Source organism: Bifidobacterium sp. ESL0790 (assembly GCF_029395435.1).
Lineage (GTDB): Bacteria > Actinomycetota > Actinomycetes > Actinomycetales > Bifidobacteriaceae > Bifidobacterium.
The window spans coordinates 443,809-468,063 of record NZ_CP113915.1 but is presented as its reverse complement, the minus strand read 5'-3'; the positions used below and the strand labels follow the sequence as shown (position 1 = coordinate 468,063).

Genomic DNA, 24,255 nt, shown 5'->3' with positions numbered 1-24,255 from the left:
TCACAGCACGGAACGAAATAATCAAGGATTTCACGTATCGATGCTGTGAACACGTAGCGCTGAACGTCTTTATCGCCATATTTCCGCCTCCCTGCTGAGTTCCGCGCAATACCGAAATATAAGAATGGCGAAATTCCAACGTTTTCCATATTCTTATTTGCTATTACACAGCACGGAAACCCTAAAACAACGCAATGTGACCTCCATACTAGGCAATGACGGATTGAACGTATTTTATTACGCGCAAACGCAATTGAGAACAATCGAAACCCAACACAATCGGCCGTGTCGGTTCGCGGGGATAGTTTTGAACCATGACAGACGCAGCGAAAACCAGCAACGACCAGCAGAACTCCGGTAGCTCCAGCAATCCCGGCAACGCCGGCAACCCCGAGAACAAAGTCACCGACATGTACGAATACGGCTACCGCAAATCCAACTACGGGCCGGACGAGCTCGTCACGGACGCTCACGGCAACCCGATCAGCGTAGTCGACGCGATGATGAGCGCCAAGGACGCCAGCGAGGCCAAGACGGTGACGCCGCACCTGTGCTACTACTCCCCGCGCATCCCCGGCAACACCGGTTCCGCCATCCGCCTGTGCGCCGTGACCGGGACGATTCTGCATTTGATCGAACCGCTCGGCTTCAACCTGAAAGACACCAAGCTGCGCCGCGCCGGCCTCGATTATCACGACATGGCCCACGTCGTGCTGCACCCCGATTTCGACGACCTCGTGAAATCCATGCCCAACTCGCGTATCATCGCCTTCACCGCGCACGCCACCAAGCTTTACACCGACGTGCAATATCGCCCGGACGACATCCTGCTTTTCGGCCCGGAGCCGGGCAACATCCCCGACCCGATAGACATCATGGCCGGCCCGCACGTCGCTGAGCAAGTGCGCCTGCCGATGCGGCCGAGCCTGCGTTCGTTGAACCTCACCAACTGCGCCTCCATCGCCATCTACGAGGCTTGGCGTCAGTTGGGCTTCGCCGGCGGGGAATAATTCCATTTTGCGCCATAAACAAGCCACTAACAGATGACCAGCGACTCATTTATGGCGAAATTTTAATTTTGTGCCATAAACAAGCCATTGACAACCCTTCAGTGTCCGAAATATGGCGCAACTCCAATCTTGCGACATAAATGGGCCGTTAATGGGGGGGTGCGGCCTAATTATGTCGCAACCACAATTTCGCGCCATAAACAAGCCACCCACCAACGCTCAGCGGCCCGTTTATGGCGCAAATCAGTTTTGAGCTACCTGTCAGTTCTTGAAACTGTGGATTGGGGCGGGGATGCGGCCGCCGCGGGTGACGAAGGCCTCGCACGAGGTCTGGTTGACCGGGATGATCGGCGCATAGCCCATCAGGCCACCGAAATTCGCCACCTCGCCGACACCTTTGCCGTAGACCGGGATGACGCGCACGGCGGTGGTCTTCTGGTTGACCATGCCGATGGCGGCCTCGTCGGCGATCATGCCGGAAATCGTCGCGGCCGAGGTCTCGCCGGGAATGGCGATCATGTCGAGGCCGACCGAGCAGACGCAGGTCATCGCCTCGAGCTTCTCGATTTTGAGGCAGCCGGATTTGGCCGCCTCGATCATGTTCTTATCCTCCGAAACGGGGATGAACGCGCCAGAGAGCCCGCCGACGTAGGAGGAGGCCATGATGCCGCCCTTCTTCACCTGGTCGTTCAACATCGCGAGCGCCGCGGTGGTGCCGGGAGCGCCGACCTGTTCCAACCCGATCTTCTCCAGCACTTCGCCGACCGAATCGCCTACGGCCGCCGTGGGTGCCAGCGACAGGTCGATGATGCCGAAGGGCACGCCGAGCCGCTTCGAGGCCTCCTGCGCGACCAGCTGGCCGACGCGGGTAATCTTGAAGGCGGTGCGTTTGATGGTCTCGCACAGGAATTCGAAATCCTTGCCTTTCGCGGCATCGAGCGCGCGGGAGACCACGCCGGGCCCGGAGACGCCAACGTTGACGACCACGTCGCCTTCGGTGACGCCGTGGAAGCCGCCGGCCATGAAGGGGTTGTCGTCGGGTGCGTTGCAGAACGCCACGAATTTCACGCAGCCGTAGCTGTCGTTGTCGCGCGTGGCGTAGGCGGTGTCTTTGACCATGCGGCCGAGCAGCTCGACGGCGTCCATGTCGATGCCGGTTTTGGTGGAGCCGACGTTGACCGACGAACAGACGATGTCGGTCTCGGAAAGCGCCTTCGGCAGCGATTCGATAAGCATGCGTTCGGCCGGGGTCATGGATTTGGAGACCAGAGCCGTGTAGCCGCCGATGAGGTCGACTCCGACTTCCTTGGCAGCGCGATCCAAGGCATGGGCGATTTTGACGAAATCGGACGGCGACTTGCAGGAGCTCGCCCCGACCAGCGAGATGGGAGTGACGGTGATGCGCTTGTTGACGATCGGGATGCCGAAATCGCGCTCGATGCCCCGGCCGGTTTTCACCAGGTCACGGGCCTTCTCGGTAATCTTGCGGTAGACGTTCTCGCAGACCACGTCGACGTCGGCGGCGGCGCAATCGAGCAGGGAGATGCCCATGGTGATGGTGCGCACGTCGAGCTTCTCCTGCTCGATCATCTCGTTGGTCTCGCGGACCTCAGTTATGTTCAACACGATGGCTTCCCCTCCCCCTCAGACCCGGTGCATCTTCGTGAAGATCTCCTCGCGCTGGCAGCGGATGCGCACGCCGATCTCGTCGCCAAGGGATTCCAGGCCGTCGACCATGTCGGAGAATTGCTCGTCGAGGTCGTCGCAATCCACGATCATCATCATGTTGAAGAAGCCGTCGATGATGGTCTGCGAGATGTCGAGCACGTTGACCTGGTGCTGCGAAAGGTAGGTGCAGACACGCGCGATGATGCCGACCGTGTCTTGCCCGACGACTGTGATAACCGCTTTGTCCATGAGAGTCCCTCCGATAGGTGGCCGGACGTCGCGGCCGTTGGCGGAAGGCCGGTTCACGCCGACCTCTGTTCCCAAATCCTTAGTATATGGCAGTTTGGTCGGTCCATGCCATCACGTCCAGATAGGGGAAGAACGCAGGGCGAAAGTATGGAGCATGACGGATGAATATACGGATGGATATTTGAATATATATAAATGTAAATGGTATATAAATCAGCACAATTGAATACGAAAACGACCTTGGACGCGCGGAAACCAACACACATCCAAGGCCGAAACGCCACGAAATATCAACGATACTGCCGCTCGTGCTCCTTGATGCCCGCGAGATAGTGCGGGGCGGCGGGGTCGGTTTGCGTCAAGGTCTGCGTCGAACCGTCGGTGGCCAGTTGCCCCTCGAACATGCTTTCGTATTGCTCCATGGTCAGCTGCTGGCGTGCGTCCAGCGCACTCTGGTGACGCCGCGGATCGAGACGATCACGATAACCCGGCTGCAAGCGACCGAAGTAGAGCTCCCCCACCGAGCCGGAGCCATAGCTGAACAGGCCGATGCGGTCGCCCTCGCGCAGGGTGTCGTCGTTCTCGAGCAGCGAGAGCAGGGCCAGGTAGATCGAGCCTGTGTAGATGTTGCCGACCTGTTTGCCGTAGACGATGCTGGATTCGAAGCGCTGCGTGAGCCGCTCGTAATCAGGCCCGTCGATTCGGCTTTCGAGCGAACGCAACCCCTTGCGCCCCATCTTGGAGAAGGGGATGTGGAAAAGCAGCGCCTGAAGGTCCTCGGGGCGGGCCATTCCCTTACCCTGCGCCTCGTCCCAGAGCTCGTCGAACATGCCGACGTAGACCTGTTCGGAGAACTTGCCGCGCGCGAACGCCTCGGTGGAATAGTTCGGACGCCAGAAGTCACCGGTGCTGCGGCTCAGGTAAAGGGATTCGGGCTCGATGACGAGAATGGACGGGTCGCGGCTGATGAGCATGGCGACCGAGCCGGCCCCTTGGGTCACCTCACCGGCGGTGCGCAGGCCGTAGCGGGCGATGTCGGAGGCGATGACCAGCGCCTTGCGGCCCGGATGACTGCGCACGTAATCGCACGCCAGCTGCACCCCGGCGGTGGCGCCGTAGCAGGCCTCCTTGATCTCAATGGCACGCAGATGCTCGTCGAGGCCAAGCAGATTCTCCACGAAGAGCGCCGAGGCCTTGGACTGGTCGATGCCGCTTTCGGTGGCGACGATCAGCAGGCCGATATTGGCTTTGTCTTCCGCATTGAGCATGGGTTCGGCGGCGTTGGCGGCCATGGCCACGATGTCCTGGTCGAGCGCGGCGACGGCCATCTTGCTCTGGCCGATGCCGATGAGGTATTTGTTGGGGTCCTCGCCGCGGGCGTGCGCCAAATCGACCAGATCAAGATAGTGGTTCGGAGTATAGCAGTCGATCCTGTCGATGCCGACCACCGGAGCGTCCGACGAAACCGCCGTCATTCCAACGTTTCCGGCACTGCTGTCGTTCTGAATGCCAACCTGACCCATATCCATACATCCCATCTTGTTATTGGCGCGGCCGAAACCACGCCCATACCTGTTATGCTACGAAAACCCGGCCTCCGAAAGCGGATTCAGAGCCTCGTGACGATGTCGACGGCCAGGCGTGCGGCGGTGTCGGCGTACTCGGAGATGTCGAACTCCTTGAACTCCTCGTAATCCGTGTCGGCGTTATCCGAAAGAGCGCGGATGACGAGCGCGGGGACGTCGTTGCGGCCGGCGACATGCGCCACCGCGGCGCCTTCCATCTCCACCGCGTCGGCGTGCGTGGTCTCGGCGACCTCCGCCACCTTCTGCGGCGAGTCGACGAAATAGTTGCCCGAGGCGATGGTGCCGACGATGTGCTTGATGCCCATGTCGTCGAGCGCCTGGCCCGCCACGTCGAGCAGGTGACGGTCGCTGTGGAACTCCTCGGCCTCCGGCTTCCACTGCGCGATCAGGCGCATGTCGCTGTCGAGGTAGCGCAGGGTGCCGCCGAGCACCACGTCGTTGATGTGCAGGCTCTTGTTGAGCGAGCCGGCGATGCCGGAGAAGATCACGGCGTCGGGCTGGTAGCCGTCGATCAGGCACTGGGTGGTCGCCGCGGCGTTGACCAGGCCCATGCCGCCGACCGTCGCGGCCACGCGGATGCGCTCGCCCGACTTGGTGGCCAGCGTGCCCACGTTGATGTCGAGGCTGGCGGTCTTGTTGTGCTCCACGTCGTCGAGTGATTTGGCGATGAGGGCGACTTCCTCATCCATGGCGCCGATGATGGCGATGGTCTTCATAATGCTCCTTGGTTAGCGTATGTCTGTTGTATGTGTTTTGTATATACGTTGTTTATTGATTGAATACGTTGAATTATCTGGGTTATCCATAGTACGTGGACAGCCCCACCGCAACAATCACTTCCAGCGACGGGCGCTCACCGCCTGCGCCAACTCGCGCAGCAGCTTCTCCGTCTCCGGCCACGAGATGCACTTGTCGGTGATGGACTTGCCGTATTCCAACTGGGCGAGCGGCGCGGCGGGCTGGTTGCCGCCCTTGATGAAGCTCTCCATCATCAAACCGACGATATCCTGCTCGCCGTCGGCCAGGCGCGAGGCGAGATCGCGGACGACCTGGGCCTGGCGCACCTCGTCCTTGCCAGAATTGCCGTGCGAGCAGTCGATGACGAGCCCGTGCGCGGCAGCCGATTCGGCGGGCATTTCGCCACGCACCGCGTCCATCGCCACCTGCACGGATTCCGTGTCGTAGTTCGGGCCGTGCGAGGAACCACGCAGCACCACGTGGCAATCCGGATTGCCCAGCGTCTCCACGGCGCTGGCGCGGGCGAGATGGTCGATGCCGAAGAACGTGTGCTGTTGGCCAGCCGTATAGCAGCCGTCGATGGCGGCCTTGACGGAACCATCCGTGGCGTTCTTGAAGCCGACGGGCATCGAAAGCCCACTGGCCAGCTGGCGGTGAATCTGCGACTCGGTGTTGCGCGCGCCGATCGCGCCCCAGCTCACCGCGTCCGAGATATATTGCGGGCTGGTCGGCTCGAGGAACTCGGTGGCCGCGGCGAGGCCCGCGTCGAGCACGCCCAGCAGCGTCTTGCGCGCGAGCAGCAGTCCCTTGTTGATGTTGTGGCTGCCGTCGATGTCGGGGTCGTTGATCAGGCCCTTCCAACCGACGGTGGTGCGGGGCTTTTCGAAATAGACGCGCATGACGATGAGCAGCTGGTCGTCCAGCTCGTCCTTCAGCGCGGCGAGGCGATGCGCGTAATCGAGCGCGGCCTTGGGGTCGTGCACCGAGCAGGGACCGACGATGACCAGCAGGCGGTCGTCCTGGCCGTAGAGGCAGGCGCGAATCTCGTCACGCGAACGCTCCACCAAATCCTGGTTATGCTCGCTCAGCGGCATGTCCGTGAGCACATCGGCGGGCGTGGGCAGCGGCGCGAGCTCGAAGACGCGACGGTTGACGATGCGGCTGACGCCCACCTGGTCCTCCCAGCGCGGCACATCCGTGGTTTTCAGCGGGTTCTCACCGTTCTTGATGGCCTTCTCGAAGGCGGCGCGGTCCTTGGCCTCGTTGACGCTTTGGTCACTTTGGCTATCTTTGTTGCCTTCGATATCGCCATTCGGCTTGTTTTCCGCGTTCCCCATGCCAAGTCCCCCTCCATAGTCATAGCCCGCTCGCCGGCCTGTTGCCAGCATACCGATCATAGCGCCGACGAGGCATAACCGGCCGCGCCTACAGCCGTCCCGTCACTACGGAGAAAAGCACCAAAATGTGCCCACAATGGTGCTTTTCTTCGTAGTTTGGGCGGGGTTTTACTCGCCGTCGAGCTTGCGACGGGTGGCGATAGCGTCCGACAGGGTGTGCAGCAGCTCGTTGGTGCGGTCCCACGGGATGCATGAATCGGTGATCGAACGGCCGTAGACCAGCTGATCGAGCGGGGCCGGCGACTGGTGGCCGCCCTTGATGAAGCTCTCCATCATCACCCCGAAGATGCCGGGCTCGCCCTTGGCCAGACGGCCTGCGATGTTCTCGATGACCTCGGCCTCACGCACCTCGTCCTTGCCGCAGTTGCCGTGCGCGGCGTCGATGACCAGGCCGTGCTCGCTCGGGCCGGTGACCTTCGACTGCTTCAAGGTCTCGAGCGCCTCGGCGACGGACTTGGCGTCGTAGTTCGGGCCGTCGTTGGAGCCACGGAGCACCAGATGGCAGTCCGGATTGCCCTTGGTTTCGGCGGAAATCACGCGGCCGTCGAGGTTGATGGACAGGAAATGATGCTCGTTGGCCACCGCGTAGCAGGAATCCGCCGCGACCTTCACGGAGCCGTCGGTGGAGTTCTTGAAACCGATGGGCATCGACATGCCGCTGGCCAGCTCGCGGTGGACCTGGCTTTCGGTGTTGCGCGCGCCGATCGCGCCCCAGCTCACCAGGTCGCACAAGTACTGCGGGGTGATGGGGTCGAGCCACTCGGTGGCGGTGGGCAGGCCGAGCGAAAGCACGTCGGTCAGGGTCTTGCGGGCCAGGAACATGCCCTTGCGGATGTTGAACTCGCCGTCGAGGTCAGGGTCGTTGATCAGGCCCTTCCAACCGATGGTGGTGCGGGGCTTCTCGAAATAGACGCGCATGACCACGAGCAGCTGGTCCTTGAGCTCCTCGCTGACCTTCGCCAGACGGCCGGCGTAATCGAGCGCGGCCTTCGGGTCGTGGATCGAGCAAGGGCCGACGATGACCAGAAGCCTGTCGTCGCGGCCGTGCAGGATGTTGCGGATCTCCTGGCGTGAACGCAACACCAGGTCGCTCATCGGCTTGGTGATCGGCAGCTCCTTCAGAAAGACTCGGGGCGCGGGAATCGGGTCAAGCTGGCGGATGTTGACATCCACGGTCTCGGGGTAGACGGCCTCGTCATCAAATCGTTGGGCATCCTCTGAGCTTCCAGGTCCACGCATCACAACCATCATTCCCTCCTCTTCCTTAAGTCGGCACTGCCGTAGCGCCGTAGTTGGCAATAGGCTGTTCATTATAATCGATTTATCTCGGCGACAAGCGCAGTGGGTCGATTCCCGTTGCACCGCAGCTAAACACCCATCCTGCGTTTAACGAGTCAATCCTGCTGGAAAACGTACATATTGAGGTATGAAAACGTACGTTTTCCAGCAGGATTGACTTGTTAGCAGCAGTAAGGACACTCAAATCTGCGTTGGCTCGCTGTAAAGCGAGCCAACGGGCACTTGCAAGAAAAGTCCACAGGACTTTTCTCTTATGCAAGTGCCCCTAATTAATCAATGTCTACAATCTGATTCAACAAGCCAACTCATGTGGCCGAGGCCTCGCACCGGCAGCGGCCGGTGCGAGGCGCGTGTTGGCCAGAAACAGCCCACAGGGCTGTTTCTCTCAGGCCAACGCGCCCATTGGGTCCCAAGCAGGCAACATGGTGGCGGGCTCGGTGAGTGCGGCCTGGTATTCGGCGGGGAGCATGGACTTGGGGACGGCCACCTCGTAGACGTATTCAGTGAACCAGTCGTCGCTCATGGTGAAGTAGCCCTTGTCGGCCACCTTGCAGCCCCACGAGTTCTCCACGCGCCAGCGGTTCGTGGTCTCGCCGTCGTCGGCCACATCCACCCCGACGAACGCCATCGCATGGTTCATCGCGGAGTCGCCGTAGCGCACGCGCTGCTCCTTATCCATGTCGAAATCGACGTCATAGACCTTGCCGTACTCGAAGAGATCGGTGGCCCAGGCCCCGCCGTCGCGGTCCATCATCGGATGACAGTCCGCCCCGAACCACACCGGGATGCCCTGCTCGGAGAGGATGCGGCGCACGCAGTCCTTCATGAACTGGTTGGGCACGTTGAGGTATTCGGTCGGGTCTCCCCCGGCCACGTTGCCCAAGTGCTCGATGCCGATCTTCTTGCCCTTGGCATGCTCGGCGCGCGGGTCGTCGACCAGGCAGACATAGTCCTCGAGCCCGGCCCCGCCGACGTACTTCTTCCAGAACTCGACCGGCGTGATCTCGCCGTCACGATGGAATTCGCCGTCCTTGTCGGTCCACTCCCAATCGAAGCTCTTCGGCGGCTCACCCAGGTGGATGGTCAGCATGCGATGCCCGGCCTCGACGCCCTGCGCCACGATCTCGTCGATCTTGGCCGGCTCGGCATACATGTGCGCCACGGCGGTGTGCAGCATGCGGCGAAGCTGGGTGTTCATCTCGCCGGTCGATTTCGAAGATACGGTCTCAGGATAGAAGTCCTTGGGCACCGCGCCGTACTTCTTGTAGACGTTCATGGCCATGGTCCACTGGCCGCCATCGCCCATCACGTCGGCGAGCAGATGGAGCATGAGCTGCGAATCGGCGGGCTCCCCGGCGCGCACGAGGGCGGCGACGTCACGCAGGAAGTAGTTGATGCGCTCGAGCTTGTCGAAGTACATCGCGTAGTTCTGCGAGAACTCGAACTGGTCGAGGTTCAGGCTCTTCTTGGCCACGAAGCGCGCCACGTTCAGCGAGCTGAACAGCCAGCAGCGGCCGGAACGGTTCTGGTTGGTCACCTCGCCGTTGTCGACGGTCACAGAGAACCGGCGCTGCAGGGTGCGGGCGCGGTCGTAGTTGTGGGCCACCGGGTTGATGCCGGAGGTCGTCACGGCGTTCATCGCCATGCGGTTGGCACCCGAGGCGTCGAATCCCTCACGTAGCTGGTCGAGTCTTTCGCCGTTCAACGGTGTGATCTCAGTCATCAGAAAACTCCTTCAATAACTCTGATTACTTTTCATGGTCGGCGACACGGCCCAAGGCCTCATGCCCCGACGCAACGCGCGACGGCAGCACGCCGCCGACCCAACGGCAGGCCATCAGACCCGCCACAACAGAACATCCGCCTTATAGCCCAAAAGAGCATAAGACGGATGTCACGTCAATATATCCTTATGATTCCCAATCAGCGGGCGCCGCCGGCGGGCTCGCCGCCACGGTCGAAATCATAGTCCTCGTAGTCGCTGGCCATACGCCTCTTCTGGCGGACGCCATCAATCTCTTCCTCAGCAGGTTCGACGGCAGACGCCACAGGCTTGGCGGGAGCGGCGGCCGGCTCCTGAGCCTCGGCCTTCGCCGGAGCGGGAGTCTTGTCCTCGGGCTTGGCCGCCGAAGAGACGGCGCGCGCCTGGGCGGAGGCATTGGCCTGAGCCTGCGACTGCTGCGCAGAAGTCGGAGCCTCCTTGGCGGCGGGCTTCACGTCATTGGACGCGACGCGGGCGGGCGCGGGCTTGAACTTGGCGTCATGCGCGTCGTTGGCGGAATCGCCTTGCGCGGCGGCCTGGTCGAGGTCGTCGGCCACGGCGTTCATCACGGGCACATCCACGCCGTCCTTCTTCTTGTCGTCGGCGAAGCCGAATCCGGAGAAGGCGTTGGAGAAGAGCGAACGAAGCTCGGTGACGCGCTGGGTGATGGTCGCCTCACGCTCCTGCAAGTCGGTGATGCGCTTCTCGAGGCCATCGATCTCGCTCTTGGCGGCCTGGCGACGCTCCTCGATGCGGGCGGCGGCGTCACGGGTGGCCTTCTCCATGGCCTCCTCGGCCTGCTTGTCGGCCTCCTGGCGCTTGGCGAGCGCGTACGAATCGGCCTCCTCGCGCACATCCTTGGCCTTGGAGACCAGCGAGTCCGCCTCTTTCTTCGCCGAAGTGCGGCTCTGCTCGAGGGTCTTGAGCAAATCGTTGACCTTGGCGGTGGCCTCGTCCTGCTGCTTGCTGATGTCCTGGCGAATCTGCTCCACCTCGGCGTTGAGCTCGCTCATCGTCTTGGTGCGCTTGACCTCCACCTCATCGGTGATGGCCTGGGCCTTCGACTCGGCGGCGTCGGTGATCTCGGTGGCCTTGCGCTGCGCCTCGGTGGTCATGCGGGAGACCTGCTCACGCACGTTGGCGAGCTTCTTGTTGGCCTCGGAAAGCGCCGTCTCGATCTGGTCGCTGGCGTCGCTCTTCATCTTGGTGATCTCTTCGTTGGCGGCCTTGCGCTGGTCGGCGACCTGCTGGGTGGCCTTCGCCTTCATCTCGGAGATCTCGCGGTCCTGCTTGGCCTTCTCGCTGGCGAGGCGCTTGTTGTGCTCCTCGCGGTTGTTGCTCAGCTCGATCTCGACGGTGTCGCGCTGCTCGGTGACCGTCTTGGCGGTCTCCTCGCGCAGACGCGTGGCGTCCTGCTTGGCGGAGGTGGTGATGGACTCGGACTCCGTCTGAGCCTTGGCGAGGATGGTGGCGGCCTTGGCGTTGGCCTCGTCACGGATGTGCTGGGCGTCGAGCTTGGCGTTGTTGAGCAGGGTCTCCACCTTGGAGGAGGCGGAGGCGCGGGTGCTGGAGGCGTCCTGCTTGGCGCGGTTGATCAGCTCCTTGCTGGTCTGCTCGGCGCTGGCGAGCATCTGCTGGGCGTTGGCGCCCAACGACGCGAACGAATTGCCCGAACCCGCCTTCGCGGCCTTCTTTTTCTCTTCCTGCAGCTGCGCCTGCAACTGAAGGATGGCATCGTCGCTCGAGCTGACCTGCGCACGCATGCGGTCGAGCGTCTCCTGCATCTCGGTGAACGACTCGTCCACCTTTTCCTTGTTGTATCCGCGCAGCTCCGTCGGGAAGCGGTCCACCATGGTTGTTCCTTTCGCCCTGCGACCAAAGCCGCAAATTTCAAAACCTTTAAATTACTTTAGTATATTGCCTGTCACAACCGTGGAGAAAACGCCCAATCCACACAGAGACGACGCGAAACGTGCCGTATGGGCGCGTCAACGCACAATGCACTACAAAATCGGCGCGTAACGAGTGTATACAAACGGCCCCTGATCACACGTGACCAGGCCAAGCCCACCACACTCAGCAGACCTCTCGCGAGACTCAGGCGATGAGGATGTCCGAGGACGACGGATCGAGATAGTACCTGGCCGTCTCGCGCACCACCAGACGGCAGGCCTCAACCTGCTGGTCGAAGGAGAGCCCGTGGCGCGGGTGCGGCTCGCTGGTGATGACCGGGAAGCTGACGAAGCCGGAGAGCACGCGCTCCTGGCATGCCGACCAGTGCATGAGGTTGTAGAAGACGGAATTGCTCAGGAACGTGCCGGCGTCGGAGCTCAGCGCCGAGGGGATGCCGTGCGAGCCGAAGTCGTCGAGGATGGCGCGCAGGGGCAGGCGTGTCCAGAACCCGGCCGGACCCTGCGGGTCGACGGGCTTGCGCTGCGGCTCCTCCGCCACCTCCGCGCAGGAGCCGGGGATGTCGCCCTGGGCCTCACGGCGCGAGGTGTCGATGACGTTGGTGGCGCAACGCTCCAGCAAGATGCCGCGCGCCGCGGCCTTGAGCCCTGTGGCGATGACGATGTCGGGGTGCGTGGCATCGAGCGTCTCCTTGAGTTTCGGCCAAGCCTCCTCGAAGCTCACCGGCAGGTCAACGGTGTTGACGCTCAGGTCCACATCCTCGAGCACGTCGTCCGGCTCGTCGCCCAGCCCCTGTTCGGCGAAGGCCTTGGGCACCTCTTGCGAAGGGTTGCGCTCCACGTCCGGATAGGAGGCGAAACCGGAGATCACGACACGTAGTTGTTTCATAGCTCCAGTCTAGCGCCGTTTAGTCCTCGCGGACGATAAGCGCCAAAAAGCGCCCCTCGTGTTCCTTCTTCGCCAGCGACGCGCGCCGGTGCGAATACCAGAGCGGATTCTCGAGCGTGCACATCGGGTGGCGGAGCTGGGCCAGCCGGTCGGCCAGATCGCTTTCGCCCTCGCCGTCGTTGGCGCATAGGTCGGCGAGCTCGGCGTCATGGTCGAGATATTGCGTGGCTGCGGCCACACGCGGGGCGGAGTCAATGACGTTGTCGCGCGGTATGCCGGCCTTCTCCAGCTCCTGGCGGGCGGCCTTGGCGATGTCGATGCCGGGGCCGCCGAAACGGGTGAGGGTGAAGGTGCCCGGGAACCGGGCGTCGAAGGCGTCGGCGATCTCGTCACCCACCTCGTAGCAATCCCCGCAGATGCACGGGCCCAGAGTGGCGACGATGCGCTCCGGGCGCGCGCCTTTGGCCAACATCAGCTCGACGGTGGAGCCGATGACACCGCGCTCCAGGCCCCTTCGGCCGCAGTGGCAGGCTCCGATGACGCCGGCGGTGGCGTCGGCCAGCAGCACGGGCAGGCAATCGGCGGCGAACATGCCGAGTGCCATACCGGTTTGCGTGGTCACCTGGCCGTCGGCTTCCAGCTTGGGGAAATGGCCGGGTTCGGCGGGAACGGAATCGTGGAGGTCTTCGCTCGTGCCGAGTTGGCCGCCATCTGTTCCCGCATCGTCCGCAACCTGTTTGATTACCGTCGAGTCCTCACGAACGACGACGCCTTCATCGGAGATAATCTCCTTGGTCTCCTCGACCTTTTCGGTCACGACGGGAGTTTGCAGCGCCTCGCTTTGCGTCTGGTCCATGACCGTGCCAGACAGATCCGAGCCATAGGAAGCATTGCGTCGCAAGCACTCATCCACATCAATCGCACGGCCTGAATGCACCTGGCCGACCAGCGAAAGCGGCGCGTCAATGGCCTTGGCCAACGCCTCGCGATTCGCGCGGACGTGGACGGGATTGTCGCCGGACTTGCCGCCAAAGTTGCAATCGGCCCAATCGCCTTCGCTCACGCCACCGAGCCTCGTGGTGTAGACCACCTTGACACCCGGCGCCAGGTCGATGGGGATGGTCACCGGAATCGGGTTGCCCTGAGCGTCGTTCGGGGCGATGGCGTTGCTGTCGAGAATCGCGTCGTCGTAGGCGTCGCGACGCTGGTCGTTGCTCTTGGATTCGTTCATACGCGCCATCCTACGCGAACGCCATGCCCGCGCCCGCGGTCTCGCGAAAGCCACGCTCGTAGCCAAACCACCGCGATATCACTCCGCCTTGAGCGTGCGGTTCCTGGCGTGCGAGCGCATCATCGAACCCACGGGAATCGGCTCGGGGCAAGGCATCGAGAAGACGTGCGCCGGGTTGTTGATGGCCTCCACCGGGTTGCCATCGGCGTCCTGGAACCCGCCGCCGGGCACCGTATAATCCACGGGTTTGCGCCCCGGAATGAGGAACTCGACCAGCTGCCCGGCCTCGATCTTGTTGCGGCTCATCAGCGTGATCCGCTTGGTCTCGGCGTCGTAGCCTTGCACCTCGCCGACGACGAGCCAGTCGCGGAAATAGCCGCCACGGTCGGTGTTCTGACCGGCTTTGTGCTCGGGATAATAGAAGCCGGTGCAGTAATCGCGGTGCGAGACCTTGTATGGCTCGTCCTTCAACCATTGCGGCAAGGCGACGTGCTCCGGCCTCGCGGCTTCGTCGGCCATGTTCGCCTCCTCACCCACCAACGCGCCCGCGTGTGGGGCGAGCATGGTGCGCGCCGCCGCCTTCGAGCCGGAAAGGCTGGAGGAATGGAAACCGATGCTGTCGTCGGAGACCACGGCCGCGTTCGTCACCGCGCGGTTGCGGATGACCTGGTCACGGAATGGCTTAAGCACGCGTCCGTCTTCGTCCTCGAAACCACGCTGCACCATATATTCATCGACCGCGCACTTGTAGGCGTTGGCCATCGCGGCAACGTAATAAGCGCTTTTGGCGCGGCCCTCGATCTTGAGACTGGTGGCGCCGGCGTCGATCACATCGTCAAGGTGGTCAAGCATGCACATGTCCTGCGAGTTGAAGAGGAATGTGCCCTCGTCGTTCTCCTCGACCGGGAAGAACTGGCCGGGGCGCTTCTCCTCGACGACGTGGTATTTCCAGCGGCAGGGCTGCGAGCATTCGCCGTGGTTGGCGTCGCGCCCGTTCATGTAGTTGGAGATGAGGCAGCGGCCGGAAAACGCCATGCACATCGACCCATGCACGAAGCACTCGATGTCCATGTCCTCGGGGATGTTGGCGCGGATGTCGCGCAGTGCCTGCAGGCTGAGCTCGCGGGCCAGCACCACACGTTTCGCGCCCAGTTCGTAGAGCGCGTTGGCGGCGAGGTAGTTGGTGACGCCGGCCTGGGTGGAGACGTGCAGCTCGAGTTTCGGGGCGATGCGGTGGGCGGCCACCATCACGCCGATGTCGGTGACGATCAGCGCGTCGATGCCCGTCTCGGCCAGCTTGCCGATGTAGTCCTTCATGTCCTCGACCTCGTCGTTGTGGGGCAGGACGTTGCAGGTCACATAGACGCGGGCACCGCGCTTGTGGGCGTATTGCGCGCCGGCCGCCAGGTCCTCGTATGAGAGGTTCTTCGGGGCCGAGCGCATGCCGAATTCCTTGCCGCCGCAGTAGACGGCGTCCGCGCCGAAATCGATGGCCGTCTCCAAGCTGCGCAGGTTGCCGGCCGGGGCGAGCACCTCGGGCTTGCGCCGCCGCGTCATGGTTAATTTCTCATCATCATTGTCAAGCACCACTCCAGTCTAAGACCGACGAAGCCCTGCCCACGCCACAATCACAATGGAAATACGACTGAATTGGGCGGAAACCGTTCCGAATCAAGATGCAAAACGCGCGTGGAAAAGGATGAACCGTTCCACGCGCGTCTATTAATTTGGCTGCTCAACCAAAACACGACTAAAAGCTCAGGCGTTGAGCTTGGCAAGCTCCTCGGCGGTGAGCTCGAGATCACCGGCCTTGAGGCTGTCGAGAATCGTCTCCGGGCGGTGGGCGCCGGGGATAACGAAGACGTGCTTGCCCAAGCTCAGCTCCCAGGCAAGCACGACCTGCTGGTGGCTCACCCCATGGGAGCGGCCGACCTCGCGGAACGGGTCGTACTTGGTCTCGTCCTTGGCCTTGCGGTAGCCGCCGAGCGGGCTCCAGCAGACGAACGCCAAGCCCAGCTTCTCGCAATAATCAAGCGTATCCTGTGTGGAACGGTAGGTCGGCGAGAACTGGTTCTGCACCGCGATGAGCTTATCGCCCAGAATGCCGCGGGCGATGTCAATCTGCTCGACCGAAGTGTTGGAAATGCCGGCCTCCTTGACCACACCTTCATCCAAAAGTTGCTTGATGGCCTCGATGGACTCGTTATAAGGAACGGACGGGTCGGGGCGGTGGAAATACAGCAAGTCGATGGTGTCGACGCCGAGCGCGAGCGCCGACTGCTTGCCGGCCTCGATCAGGTGCTCGGGCTGGCCGTTGACGCCCCAGGTCGGGGTCTTGCCGTCGTCGGCGAAGTTGCGGAAATGGCCGACCTTGGTGGCGATGGTCACTTCGTCCTTTGGACCATCCCAGCTCTCCATGGCGCGACGGACCAGCTTCTCGCCGGTTTGCTCCTCGCCGCCGGAGCAGTAATAGGACCACGCGGTGTCGATGTGGCGGCATCCGGCGTCGAGCGCGGCGTGGATGGTCTCGATGCCCTTGGCCTCGCCCAGATTGTTCTCGATGGTCAGCGGCATCTCGCCCAAGCCGATGGCGGTGGTGTCGAAGGGACCCAGATCACGATGCAATACCATGTTGCTCCTTTGACGTTTCGGTTTCATCAGATACCACAAGAGTAAAAGGAAGAGAGGATTTCGCGCCCGCGGCCGTGCGGATAAAGTGAAACCTTCACGCACCCGACAGAGGCCACTTACCCTTGCTGCATTCCTGCCCTGGGGGATTTGGGTGACATAACGCCACGTGAAGGCTTAACCAGTATACCCCACCCCACGATATAGGCGGGTTGCCGGCGGGCGGCACGGCGGCTGGGCGCGGCGACGGGTAGCATGAAAGCGGCAAGACCTGGTTCACGGCGGGATTGGCGCCCGGAACCCAAGGAACAATCAGTCGAATCTGGAAAGTGGCAATGGCAGACAAGGAACGCACAATGACCAGCAACACGAACCTGCCCGACCTGGTCGTGGTCGGCGCGGGACTCTTCGGACTCACCGTGGCGCAGCAGGCGGCGGAGAACGGGTACACCGTCGAGATCATCGACATCCGGCCGCATATCGGCGGCAACGCTTACTCCTATATGGACAAGGAAACCGGCGCGGAAATCCACCAGTACGGCGCGCACCTCTTCCATACCTCCAACAAACGCGTGTGGGACTACGTCAACCGCTTCACCGAATTCACCGACTACCAGCACCGCGTCTACGCCACGCATGACGGCGAGGTCTACCCCATGCCGATCAACCTGGGGACCATCAACCAGTTCTTCCACGCTCATTACACCCCGGCTCAAGCGCAGGAACTGATCAAGGAGCAGGCAGGTGAACTGGCCGGCACCGACCCAAGCAATTTGAACGACAAAGGCATTCAGCTCATCGGCCGGCCGCTGTACGAGGCGTTCATCAAGAACTACACGGGCAAGCAGTGGCAGACCGACCCGGCCGAGCTGCCGGCCTCGATCATCAAGCGGCTTCCGGTGCGTTTCACCTACGACAACCACTATTTCAAGGACACGTGGGAGGGCCTGCCCAAGGACGGCTACACCGCGTGGATGCAGCGCATGATCGACGACCCGAAGATTCACGTCACGCTCAGCACCGACTTCTTCGACGAAAATCAGCCTCTGAACAAGAAAGCGCTGCTCGGCCGCGTGCCGATCGTCTACACAGGCCCGGTTGACAAGTACTTCGACTATTCGCTGGGCGACCTCAAGTGGCGCACCGTCGATTTCAAGGAGCAGCGCTACGACGAGGGCGACCACTTCGGCTGCCCGGTGATGAACTTCGTGGATGCTGACGTGCCTTACACCCGCGCCATCGAGTTCAAGAACTTCAACCCCGAACGTCGCGAGCAGCAGAACCCAGACAAGACCGTGGTCTGGGAGGAATACAGCCGCTCGGCCGGACGCGACGACGAGCCCTACTACCCCATCAACACCGTCGCCGACCAGAAGCTCTACCAGCAGTACAAGAATCTGGCGGCGCAAGAGCCGCAGGTCGTTTTCGGCGGACGCCTCGGCACCTATGCCTACTACGACATGCATCAGGTCATCAACAGCGCCCTCATCGCCTACGAAAAGCAGGTCGGTCCGCTGCTGAGCAAGTAGCAGTCAACTTGGCCACAACGCTGTAGCCAAGTCAGAAAAGCAACTGGCCTCCCTTATTTCGGGGAGGCCAATGAGATTCGGGATGGGACTCACCCCATCACCCGAATTTCAGAATATCAATTACATCTGTATAAAGCAATCGCGGGCCCTAGCCTTTAAAAGCTGTGGGCCCGCGATTCTAAAATCGCTCAGTTCGTCAACGTAGAGGCGACTCAGGCGTGCCAGACGTCCTTGCCGTTGTCCTTGGCGGACTTCACGTCGGCGTCGAGCTGGGCCTCATCGGCCTCGACCTCGCCGGCGATGAACTTCTCCACCAGCTGGCGGGCCTCGGTGTCCTCGTGCTGCACGGCCGGGGACTTCATGAAGTAGGAGCTGGGCGCGAGAATCGGGCCGGAGAGGTGACGGTCGAGCGCGATCTTGGCGGCGCGCACGGCGTCGATGACGATGCCGGCGGAGTTCGGCGAATCCCACACCTCGAGGCGGTACTCGAGGTTCAGCGGCACGTCACCGAAGGTGGTGCCTTCCAAACGCACGAACGCGAGCTTGCGGTCGTCGAGCCACGCCACGTAGTCGGACGGGCCGATGTGGACGTTGCGGTCTTCCATCTCGTGCGGCACGATCGAGGTGACGGCGCGGGTCTTGGAGACCTTCTTGGACTCGAGGCGCGAGCGCTGCAGCATGTTCATGAAGTCCATGTTGCCGCCGACGTTGAGCTGGTAGGTGCGGTCGAGGCGCACGCCGCGGTCCTCGAAGAGGCGGGCCATCACGCGGTGGGTGATGGTGGCGCCGACCTGGCTCTTGATGTCGTCGCCGATGATCGGCACGCCGGCGTCGCGGAACTTCTGCGCCCACTCCGGGTCGGAGGCGATGAAGACGGGCAGGCAGTTGACGAAGGCGCAACCGGCATCCATCGCGGCCTGGGCGTAGGCCTTGTCCGCCTCTTCCGAGCCAACGGGCATGTAGCTGACCAGAACGTCGACCTTCTTGTCCTTCAGGACCTGGGCCACGTCGACGGGCTCTGCGTCGGACTCGGTGATCATCTGACGGTAGTACTCCCCCAGGCCGTCATAGGTCGGGCCGCGCAGCACCTCGACGCCCATGTTCGGTACGTCGCAGAACTTGTAGGTGTTGTTCTGGGAGGCGCCGATGGCCTCGGAGATGTCCTTGCCGACCTTGAGCGCGTCGACGTCGAACGCCGTGACGAACTCGATGTCGCGAACGCGATAGCCACCAAAGTTGTTATGCATCAGGCCAGGGATCTTCTCATCGTCCTTGGCGTCCTTGTAGTACTCCACCCCTTGAATCAATGACGAGGCACAATTGCCAATGCCCGCGACTGCCACGCGAATGCTCATATCTACTCCTTTATTCAACGTGCGAATTCCACTCCACCACTGTAGCCCCCAATAACGAAAAGGGCACTCCCAAAACCCGTTTGCGTGCCAATCGCGAGTAGGTGGTGATATTTTCCGCTACGAACGAATCATCCGAGCGCGAAACCGGGGTTTCGCAAACGCTCACAATCCCTCTAAATAAGGCCCAAGAACTCGTCAAAAGGCATTGATATGACATGTTTCGTCCTAGGGATTTCTCAGGGGCAACGGTTACGGTTGTTGCCATGGCCTCTAGGAAAAGCAAGGGTTCGGCACGCTCTGTGAGCTCCGTCTCACACGGCCCACGCCGTTCCGCCAGACACACCGCGACCTCCCACAAACGTGGCGGCCGGGGCAATCCTCCCATGCCCCCGAACACCCGCGGGCCGCGCAGGAAGGCGCTGAAGCCCAAGAAGCGCCACCGCGTGCTCAAGTGGATCATCGGCATCTTTTTGACCTGCCTTGTGGCGGGCATCGCCGCGTTCGCGTACCTTTATATAACCACCGATGTGCCGCAGCCCGAGAAGATCGCCATGGCCGAGAAGACGACGGTCTATTACGCCGACGGCACCACCGAGATGGGGCATTTCGCCACGCAGAACCGCGAGATCATCAGCTGCGACGTGCTGCCGAAATATGTGGGCCAGTCCATCGTCGCCTCCGAGAACCAGACGTTCTATAAGGACAAGGGCGTGGACCTCAAGGGCATCGCCCGCGCGTTCCTCAACAACGTGACCGGCGGAGCGCGGCAGGGCGGCTCGACCATCACCCAGCAGTACGCCGAGCGCTACTACATGGGCGACACCCACACCTACTCCGGCAAGCTGCGCGAAGCGATCCTGGCCGTCAAAATCACGCAGACGCAGAGCAAGGACCAGGTGCTCTGCAACTACATGAACACCATTTATCTCGGACGTGGGGCCTACGGCATCCAGGCGGCCTCGAAGGCCTACTACAACAAGGACGCCAAGGATCTCACCATGCCCGAGGCGGCGATGTTGGCGGGCATCATCCCGGCGCCGTCGACCTGGGACCCGGCGGTGAGCCCCAAACGCGCCGACCAGCGCTTCACCCGCGTGATCAGCAGGATGAGGGACCAGGGCTTCATCAGCGGGGCCGACGCCAAGGCCGCGCAACCTCCGCAGACCATATCGCCGCAAGCCCAGGAGAACTCGTACGCCGGGCCGAACGGATACCTGCTGGAGATGGTGCGCGCCGAGCTCACGCGAGACCAGACGTTCAGCAGGGACGACCTCGACACCGGCGGCTACAAGATCATCACGACCATCGACAAGAACAAGCAGGACCTGATGTTCAAGGTGGCGAGCCCCTCGCAGGATGGCGCGGGCATCGTGCCCGACGGCGTGCAGATCGGCGGGATGAGCGTCAATCCGAAGGACGGGTCCATCCAATCCGTCTACGCCGGCGACGACTACCTCACCAAGCAGCTCAACAACGCCACGCAGGCCACCTACGAGCCGGGCTCGACCATGAAGCCCTTCGCGCTGCTGGCCACCGTGCAGGCGGGCGTGAGCCTCAACACGACGTTCAACGGCAATTCGCCGCGCACCTACACCAACATCACGCAGCCGGTGCAGAACTTCGGCAACCAGAGTTTCGGCAACACGAACCTCTACAATGCCACAGCCAATTCGGTCAACACCGTCTACATGGACCTGCAGCAGCATTTGGGAGCCAAGAAGGTGGCGCTGACCGCGCAGGCGGCGGGCATGGACCCGAAGCTCGTCACCGGCGACAACCCCTTCACGGTGCTGGGCAACGACGGCGTGCACGTCGAAGACATCGCCCAGGCCTATTCCACCATCGCCAACCAGGGCAACAAGCCGACGCTGCACATCGTCTCCGCGGTCAAGGACCCGAAGGGCACGGACATGTACCGCGCGCCCACCGACACCTCTCGTGTTTTCAACGCCAACGACACCGCGCTGGTGACCAAGGCGATGACCGGCACCGTGCAGTATGGCACCGCCACCGAGGCGCTGAGGATCGGCAAGACCGTGGCCGGCAAGTCCGGCACCGCCAACGACGGGACAGCTGGCAGCTTCGCCGGCTTCTCACCCAGCGAGGTGACCGTCTTCGCGATGTGGGATCCGGACGCGAACGGCGCGCCGCAGGAGGTGCCGGCGATTGGACGCTATGGCACAGGCAGCAACTACCCGGTGCACCTCTTCACCCAATACATGAAGCAGTCGCTGGCCGACACGCCCAACGAGGCGTTCCCCACGGCCAAAGACAACGGCAAGGTCGGCGGGCCCGATGGCACGTGGGGCACCGGCGGTGGCTCCAGCAGCACCGGCGGATCACATTCCTACAACTACACGCGCCAGGACTATGAATCCACCAACGAGTCGAACGGCGGCTCCAGCAGCAACTCGAGCGGCGGCGCGGGCACCGGTGGCGGAACGACCACTCCCAGCACGCCCGAAGCTCCTTCCAGCGGTGGCGGCGGCGAGTCGTCAGGTGGCGGGTCGAGCAGCGGCGGAGGCGGCGGCACGCAGCAGTAGGCGGGTTGTCCTGGGGAGGCTGTCGGTAAAGCGTTAAGCCGGGCAAAAGGCCCAGCGTAACAAACCGATAAGCCGTACAAAGGCCTAACAGGTAAGCAAGCCGACACAAGCACACAAACAAAGTGGTGGGCACCAACCTTTCAAGGGTTGGTGCCCACCACTTTATGTATCTGAATTATCTTTGGATTATCGACAGGACGAATCCTTTCCGCCACCAGCCAATCAAGGCCTCAACGACGGAAAGGGAATCCCCTCCTGAAAGCTCAGCGCTCCGAACGGTTGATGGCCGAGATAATCGCCTTGAGCGAGCTGGTGGTGATCGACGAGTCGATGCCCACGCCCCAGATGATGCGCGCGTTGGCCTCGCCGCCGATCTGGCACTCGATGTAGGAGGCGGCCATGGCGTCGGTGCCCGCGGTCATCGCATGCTCGGCGTAGTCCATCACGCTCACCACGAGGCCCATCGAGGCCAGCGCGTTGAGGAAGGCGTCGAGCGGGCCGTTGCCGGCACCGGAGACCTCGCGCTCGATCGGGTCTGCACCAGGCTCGGCGCCACGGTCGAGCAGCTTGGCCTTGAGCACGGTGTCGGAACCGTCGGCGCCCGAAGAGACGGAGACGTTGAGCAGCCTCAGGCGGCCCCACGAATCCAGGCTCTCGTCGCCCTCGTCGCCCACGGCCTCGCTGGCCGCGAACGCGCCGTTCTCCTCCACCGGGAGGTACTCGTCCTTGAAGAGGCGCCAGATCTCGTCGTCGGTGACCTCCTTGTCGGTCTTGTCGGCGTAGCTCTGCACGACCTTCTCGAACTCGATCTGCAGGCGCTTCGGGAGGTCGAGGTTGTGGTTGGTCTTCAAGAGGTAGGCCATGCCGCCCTTGCCGGACTGCGAGTTGACGCGGATGATGGCCTTGTAGCTGCGTCCGATGTCCTTCGGGTCGATGGGCAGGTAAGGCACGAGCCACACGAAGTCGTCGAGATTGGCCCCGGCACGCTCGGCCGCGGCCTGACGGGCCTCGAGTCCCTTCTTGATGGCGTCCTGATGCGAGCCGGAGAAGGCGGTGAACACGAAGTTGCCGGCGTAGGGATGGCGCTCGGAGATGGCGATCTGGTTGCAGTACTCGACGGTCTTGCGAATCTCGGGGACGTTGGAGTAATCGATCTGCGGGTCGACGCCCTGGGTCAGGAGGTTCAGGCCGAGGGTGACGAGGTCTACGTTGCCGGTGCGTTCGCCGTTGCCGAGCAGGCAGCCCTCGACGCGGTCGGCGCCGGCCAGCACGGCCAGCTCGGTAGCGGCCACGCCCATGCCCTCGTCGTTGTGCGGATGCAGCGAGAGGACGATCGAATCGCGGTCCTTCAGGTTGTTGGAGACGTACTCGACCTCGTCGGCGAAGACGTTCGGCGTGGTCATCTCGACGGTGGCCGGCAGGTTGATGATCATCTTGTGGTCGGGCGTCGGCTTGATGACGTCGATGACCGCGTTGCACACCTCGACGGCGTAATCCGGCTCGGTGCCCGTGAAGGACTCCGGGGAATACTCGTAGTAGAGGTCGGTGTCGCCGGCGTCGCCTTCAAGGTCCTTACAAAGCTCGGCCGCATCCGTCGCCAGTTTCTTGATGCCCGCTTTGTCTTTGCGGAAGACGACCTCGCGCTGCAGCACGGAGACCGAATTGTAGAAGTGCACGATGGCGCGCTTGGCGCCGCGCAGGCACTCGTAGGTCTTGCGAATCAGGTGCTCGCGGGCCTGGGTCAGCACGACGATGGTGACGTCGTCGGGGATGAGCTCGCGCTCGATCAACATGCGCACGAAATCATAATCGGTGTCGGAGGCGGACGGGAAGCCGACCTCGACCTCCTTGAAGCCCATGGCCATCAACAGGTTCCAGAAGCGCAGCTTGCGCTCGGAATCCATGGGGTTGACCAGCGCCTGGTTGCCGTCACGCAGGTCGACCGAGCACCAGCGCGGGGCGCGACGCAGCCGCTTGCTTGGCCAGGTGCGCTCGGGGTAATCGAACGGAATCTGCTTGTCATAGGCGACGTACTTGTTGTAGGGCATCTTGCTTGGCTTTTGCGGATCGCCGATGAAACGAGCGGGAGGCAGCAGCAGGTCGTTGTTACCCCCATTGGATTGTGCGGCGACCGCCGCGAGATCAAATACCGAAGATTGATCCTGACCCATCACTCCTCCTTTTCCTGTTCCATTCGCCGCGGTTTACGGCGTAATTTCAATGCTTATCCGCGCCTTTGGCGGAATCGTCGAAGAAGCGCGGATAACCTTCAATCATAACCAGTGAAGGGTGAAAGGGACGAGAGGAGTCCGCGATTCGACTACGTGTTTGCGAAAAAATACGACGTACGCGAAATCGGTGATGCTTGCGTGGCGAGGCCCGTACTAACTCGACTTTTGAAAATGGAGGGTTGGAATTCCCATGGTTCCTTTCGGAAAACCACAAGTTAGTGTATGCGAGC

General features: G+C 62.2%; 17 protein-coding genes and 1 other RNA gene. 3 read left to right on the top strand and 15 right to left on the bottom strand.

The features are described 5' to 3' along the window. Nucleotides 1–410: 410 nt before the first annotated feature. Entirely contained in the window at nucleotides 411–1,010 is a 600-nt protein-coding gene (locus tag OZY47_RS01675) for a tRNA (cytidine(34)-2'-O)-methyltransferase (protein ID WP_277179043.1), read from the top strand. Between the two features lie 261 nt (nucleotides 1,011–1,271). Here OZY47_RS01675 and OZY47_RS01670 read toward each other — a convergent pair whose 3' ends face one another. The 13 genes from OZY47_RS01670 to ffs all read right to left on the bottom strand — a co-directional run bounded on the left by OZY47_RS01670 (nucleotide 1,272) and on the right by ffs (nucleotide 16,549). After that, nucleotides 1,272–2,636, bottom strand: a complete 1,365-nt coding sequence (locus tag OZY47_RS01670; protein WP_277178223.1) for a PFL family protein — start codon at nucleotides 2,634–2,636, stop codon at nucleotides 1,272–1,274. Between the two features lie 18 nt (nucleotides 2,637–2,654). Next, a complete protein-coding gene (locus OZY47_RS01665; RefSeq protein WP_277178222.1) occupies nucleotides 2,655–2,927 on the bottom strand; it encodes an ACT domain-containing protein in 273 nt (90 codons plus the stop codon). 290 nt (nucleotides 2,928–3,217) lie between these two features. Beyond that, the gene (locus OZY47_RS01660; RefSeq protein ID WP_277178221.1) at nucleotides 3,218–4,402 is read right to left on the bottom strand and encodes a hydroxymethylglutaryl-CoA synthase; all 1,185 of its coding nucleotides are present in this window, start codon (nucleotides 4,400–4,402) and stop codon (nucleotides 3,218–3,220) included. Nucleotides 4,403–4,536: 134 nt separating this feature from the next. Further along, on the bottom strand, nucleotides 4,537–5,229 hold the full coding sequence (mtnN, locus tag OZY47_RS01655; protein WP_277178220.1) for a 5'-methylthioadenosine/S-adenosylhomocysteine nucleosidase: 693 nt from the start codon (nucleotides 5,227–5,229) through the stop codon (nucleotides 4,537–4,539). Nucleotides 5,230–5,346: 117 nt separating this feature from the next. Then, on the bottom strand, nucleotides 5,347–6,588 hold the full coding sequence (locus OZY47_RS01650; RefSeq protein WP_277178219.1) for a 3-deoxy-7-phosphoheptulonate synthase: 1,242 nt from the start codon (nucleotides 6,586–6,588) through the stop codon (nucleotides 5,347–5,349). Nucleotides 6,589–6,756: 168 nt separating this feature from the next. Next, nucleotides 6,757–7,896 carry a 3-deoxy-7-phosphoheptulonate synthase gene (locus OZY47_RS01645; RefSeq protein WP_277179041.1) on the bottom strand — a complete coding sequence of 380 codons (1,140 nt, stop codon included), beginning with the start codon at nucleotides 7,894–7,896 and terminating at the stop codon, nucleotides 6,757–6,759. 436 nt (nucleotides 7,897–8,332) lie between these two features. Continuing rightward, nucleotides 8,333–9,670: a C1 family peptidase gene (locus OZY47_RS01640; RefSeq protein WP_277178218.1), complete on the bottom strand. Its 1,338-nt coding sequence runs from the start codon at nucleotides 9,668–9,670 to the stop codon at nucleotides 8,333–8,335. Nucleotides 9,671–9,870: 200 nt separating this feature from the next. Further along, nucleotides 9,871–11,562 carry a cell division protein gene (locus OZY47_RS01635; protein ID WP_277178217.1) on the bottom strand — a complete coding sequence of 564 codons (1,692 nt, stop codon included), beginning with the start codon at nucleotides 11,560–11,562 and terminating at the stop codon, nucleotides 9,871–9,873. A gap of 244 nt (nucleotides 11,563–11,806) precedes the next feature. Continuing rightward, on the bottom strand, nucleotides 11,807–12,508 hold the full coding sequence (locus OZY47_RS01630) for a pyroglutamyl-peptidase I (RefSeq protein WP_277178216.1): 702 nt from the start codon (nucleotides 12,506–12,508) through the stop codon (nucleotides 11,807–11,809). Nucleotides 12,509–12,527: 19 nt separating this feature from the next. Continuing rightward, complete coding sequence (locus OZY47_RS01625; RefSeq protein WP_277178215.1) at nucleotides 12,528–13,739, bottom strand: polyphenol oxidase family protein; 1,212 nt, start codon at nucleotides 13,737–13,739, stop codon at nucleotides 12,528–12,530. Nucleotides 13,740–13,817: 78 nt separating this feature from the next. After that, nucleotides 13,818–15,296: a U32 family peptidase gene (locus OZY47_RS01620; RefSeq protein ID WP_277179039.1), complete on the bottom strand. Its 1,479-nt coding sequence runs from the start codon at nucleotides 15,294–15,296 to the stop codon at nucleotides 13,818–13,820. Between the two features lie 201 nt (nucleotides 15,297–15,497). Further along, nucleotides 15,498–16,370 carry an aldo/keto reductase gene (locus tag OZY47_RS01615; protein ID WP_277178214.1) on the bottom strand — a complete coding sequence of 291 codons (873 nt, stop codon included), beginning with the start codon at nucleotides 16,368–16,370 and terminating at the stop codon, nucleotides 15,498–15,500. Nucleotides 16,371–16,452: 82 nt separating this feature from the next. Continuing rightward, nucleotides 16,453–16,549: signal recognition particle sRNA small type (gene ffs / locus OZY47_RS01610), an RNA gene on the bottom strand. A gap of 174 nt (nucleotides 16,550–16,723) precedes the next feature. Between ffs and glf the strand changes: the two genes are divergently transcribed. Then, a complete protein-coding gene (gene glf, locus OZY47_RS01605) occupies nucleotides 16,724–17,896 on the top strand; it encodes a UDP-galactopyranose mutase (protein WP_277178213.1) in 1,173 nt (390 codons plus the stop codon). A 212-nt stretch (nucleotides 17,897–18,108) separates the two neighbouring features. Here glf and OZY47_RS01600 read toward each other — a convergent pair whose 3' ends face one another. Continuing rightward, on the bottom strand, nucleotides 18,109–19,251 hold the full coding sequence (locus tag OZY47_RS01600) for an inositol-3-phosphate synthase (protein ID WP_277178212.1): 1,143 nt from the start codon (nucleotides 19,249–19,251) through the stop codon (nucleotides 18,109–18,111). Between the two features lie 383 nt (nucleotides 19,252–19,634). On the opposite strand from OZY47_RS01600, the gene OZY47_RS01595 reads away from it, so the two are divergent. Next, the gene (locus OZY47_RS01595; RefSeq protein WP_348519392.1) at nucleotides 19,635–21,794 is read left to right on the top strand and encodes a transglycosylase domain-containing protein; all 2,160 of its coding nucleotides are present in this window, start codon (nucleotides 19,635–19,637) and stop codon (nucleotides 21,792–21,794) included. A gap of 263 nt (nucleotides 21,795–22,057) precedes the next feature. On the opposite strand, the gene leuA is transcribed toward OZY47_RS01595, so the two are convergent. Continuing rightward, nucleotides 22,058–23,965 carry a 2-isopropylmalate synthase gene (gene leuA, locus OZY47_RS01590; protein ID WP_277178210.1) on the bottom strand — a complete coding sequence of 636 codons (1,908 nt, stop codon included), beginning with the start codon at nucleotides 23,963–23,965 and terminating at the stop codon, nucleotides 22,058–22,060. Nucleotides 23,966–24,255: the final 290 nt, after the last annotated feature.

Coding starts and splice junctions, on each gene's coding strand:
- OZY47_RS01675 (WP_277179043.1), top strand. CDS start 411: ATGTACGAATACGGCTACCGCAAATCCAACTACGGGCCGGACGAGCTC.
- OZY47_RS01665 (WP_277178222.1), bottom strand. CDS start 2,927: ATGGACAAAGCGGTTATCACAGTCGTCGGGCAAGACACGGTCGGCATC.
- OZY47_RS01660 (WP_277178221.1), bottom strand. CDS start 4,402: ATGACGGCGGTTTCGTCGGACGCTCCGGTGGTCGGCATCGACAGGATC.
- mtnN (WP_277178220.1), bottom strand. CDS start 5,229: ATGAAGACCATCGCCATCATCGGCGCCATGGATGAGGAAGTCGCCCTC.
- OZY47_RS01650 (WP_277178219.1), bottom strand. CDS start 6,588: ATGGGGAACGCGGAAAACAAGCCGAATGGCGATATCGAAGGCAACAAA.
- OZY47_RS01645 (WP_277179041.1), bottom strand. CDS start 7,896: ATGGTTGTGATGCGTGGACCTGGAAGCTCAGAGGATGCCCAACGATTT.
- OZY47_RS01640 (WP_277178218.1), bottom strand. CDS start 9,670: ATGACTGAGATCACACCGTTGAACGGCGAAAGACTCGACCAGCTACGT.
- OZY47_RS01635 (WP_277178217.1), bottom strand. CDS start 11,562: ATGGTGGACCGCTTCCCGACGGAGCTGCGCGGATACAACAAGGAAAAG.
- OZY47_RS01630 (WP_277178216.1), bottom strand. CDS start 12,508: ATGAAACAACTACGTGTCGTGATCTCCGGTTTCGCCTCCTATCCGGAC.
- OZY47_RS01625 (WP_277178215.1), bottom strand. CDS start 13,739: ATGAACGAATCCAAGAGCAACGACCAGCGTCGCGACGCCTACGACGAC.
- OZY47_RS01620 (WP_277179039.1), bottom strand. CDS start 15,296: ATGACGCGGCGGCGCAAGCCCGAGGTGCTCGCCCCGGCCGGCAACCTG.
- OZY47_RS01615 (WP_277178214.1), bottom strand. CDS start 16,370: ATGGTATTGCATCGTGATCTGGGTCCCTTCGACACCACCGCCATCGGC.
- glf (WP_277178213.1), top strand. CDS start 16,724: ATGACCAGCAACACGAACCTGCCCGACCTGGTCGTGGTCGGCGCGGGA.
- OZY47_RS01600 (WP_277178212.1), bottom strand. CDS start 19,251: ATGAGCATTCGCGTGGCAGTCGCGGGCATTGGCAATTGTGCCTCGTCA.
- OZY47_RS01595 (WP_348519392.1), top strand. CDS start 19,635: ATGCCCCCGAACACCCGCGGGCCGCGCAGGAAGGCGCTGAAGCCCAAG.
- leuA (WP_277178210.1), bottom strand. CDS start 23,965: ATGGGTCAGGATCAATCTTCGGTATTTGATCTCGCGGCGGTCGCCGCA.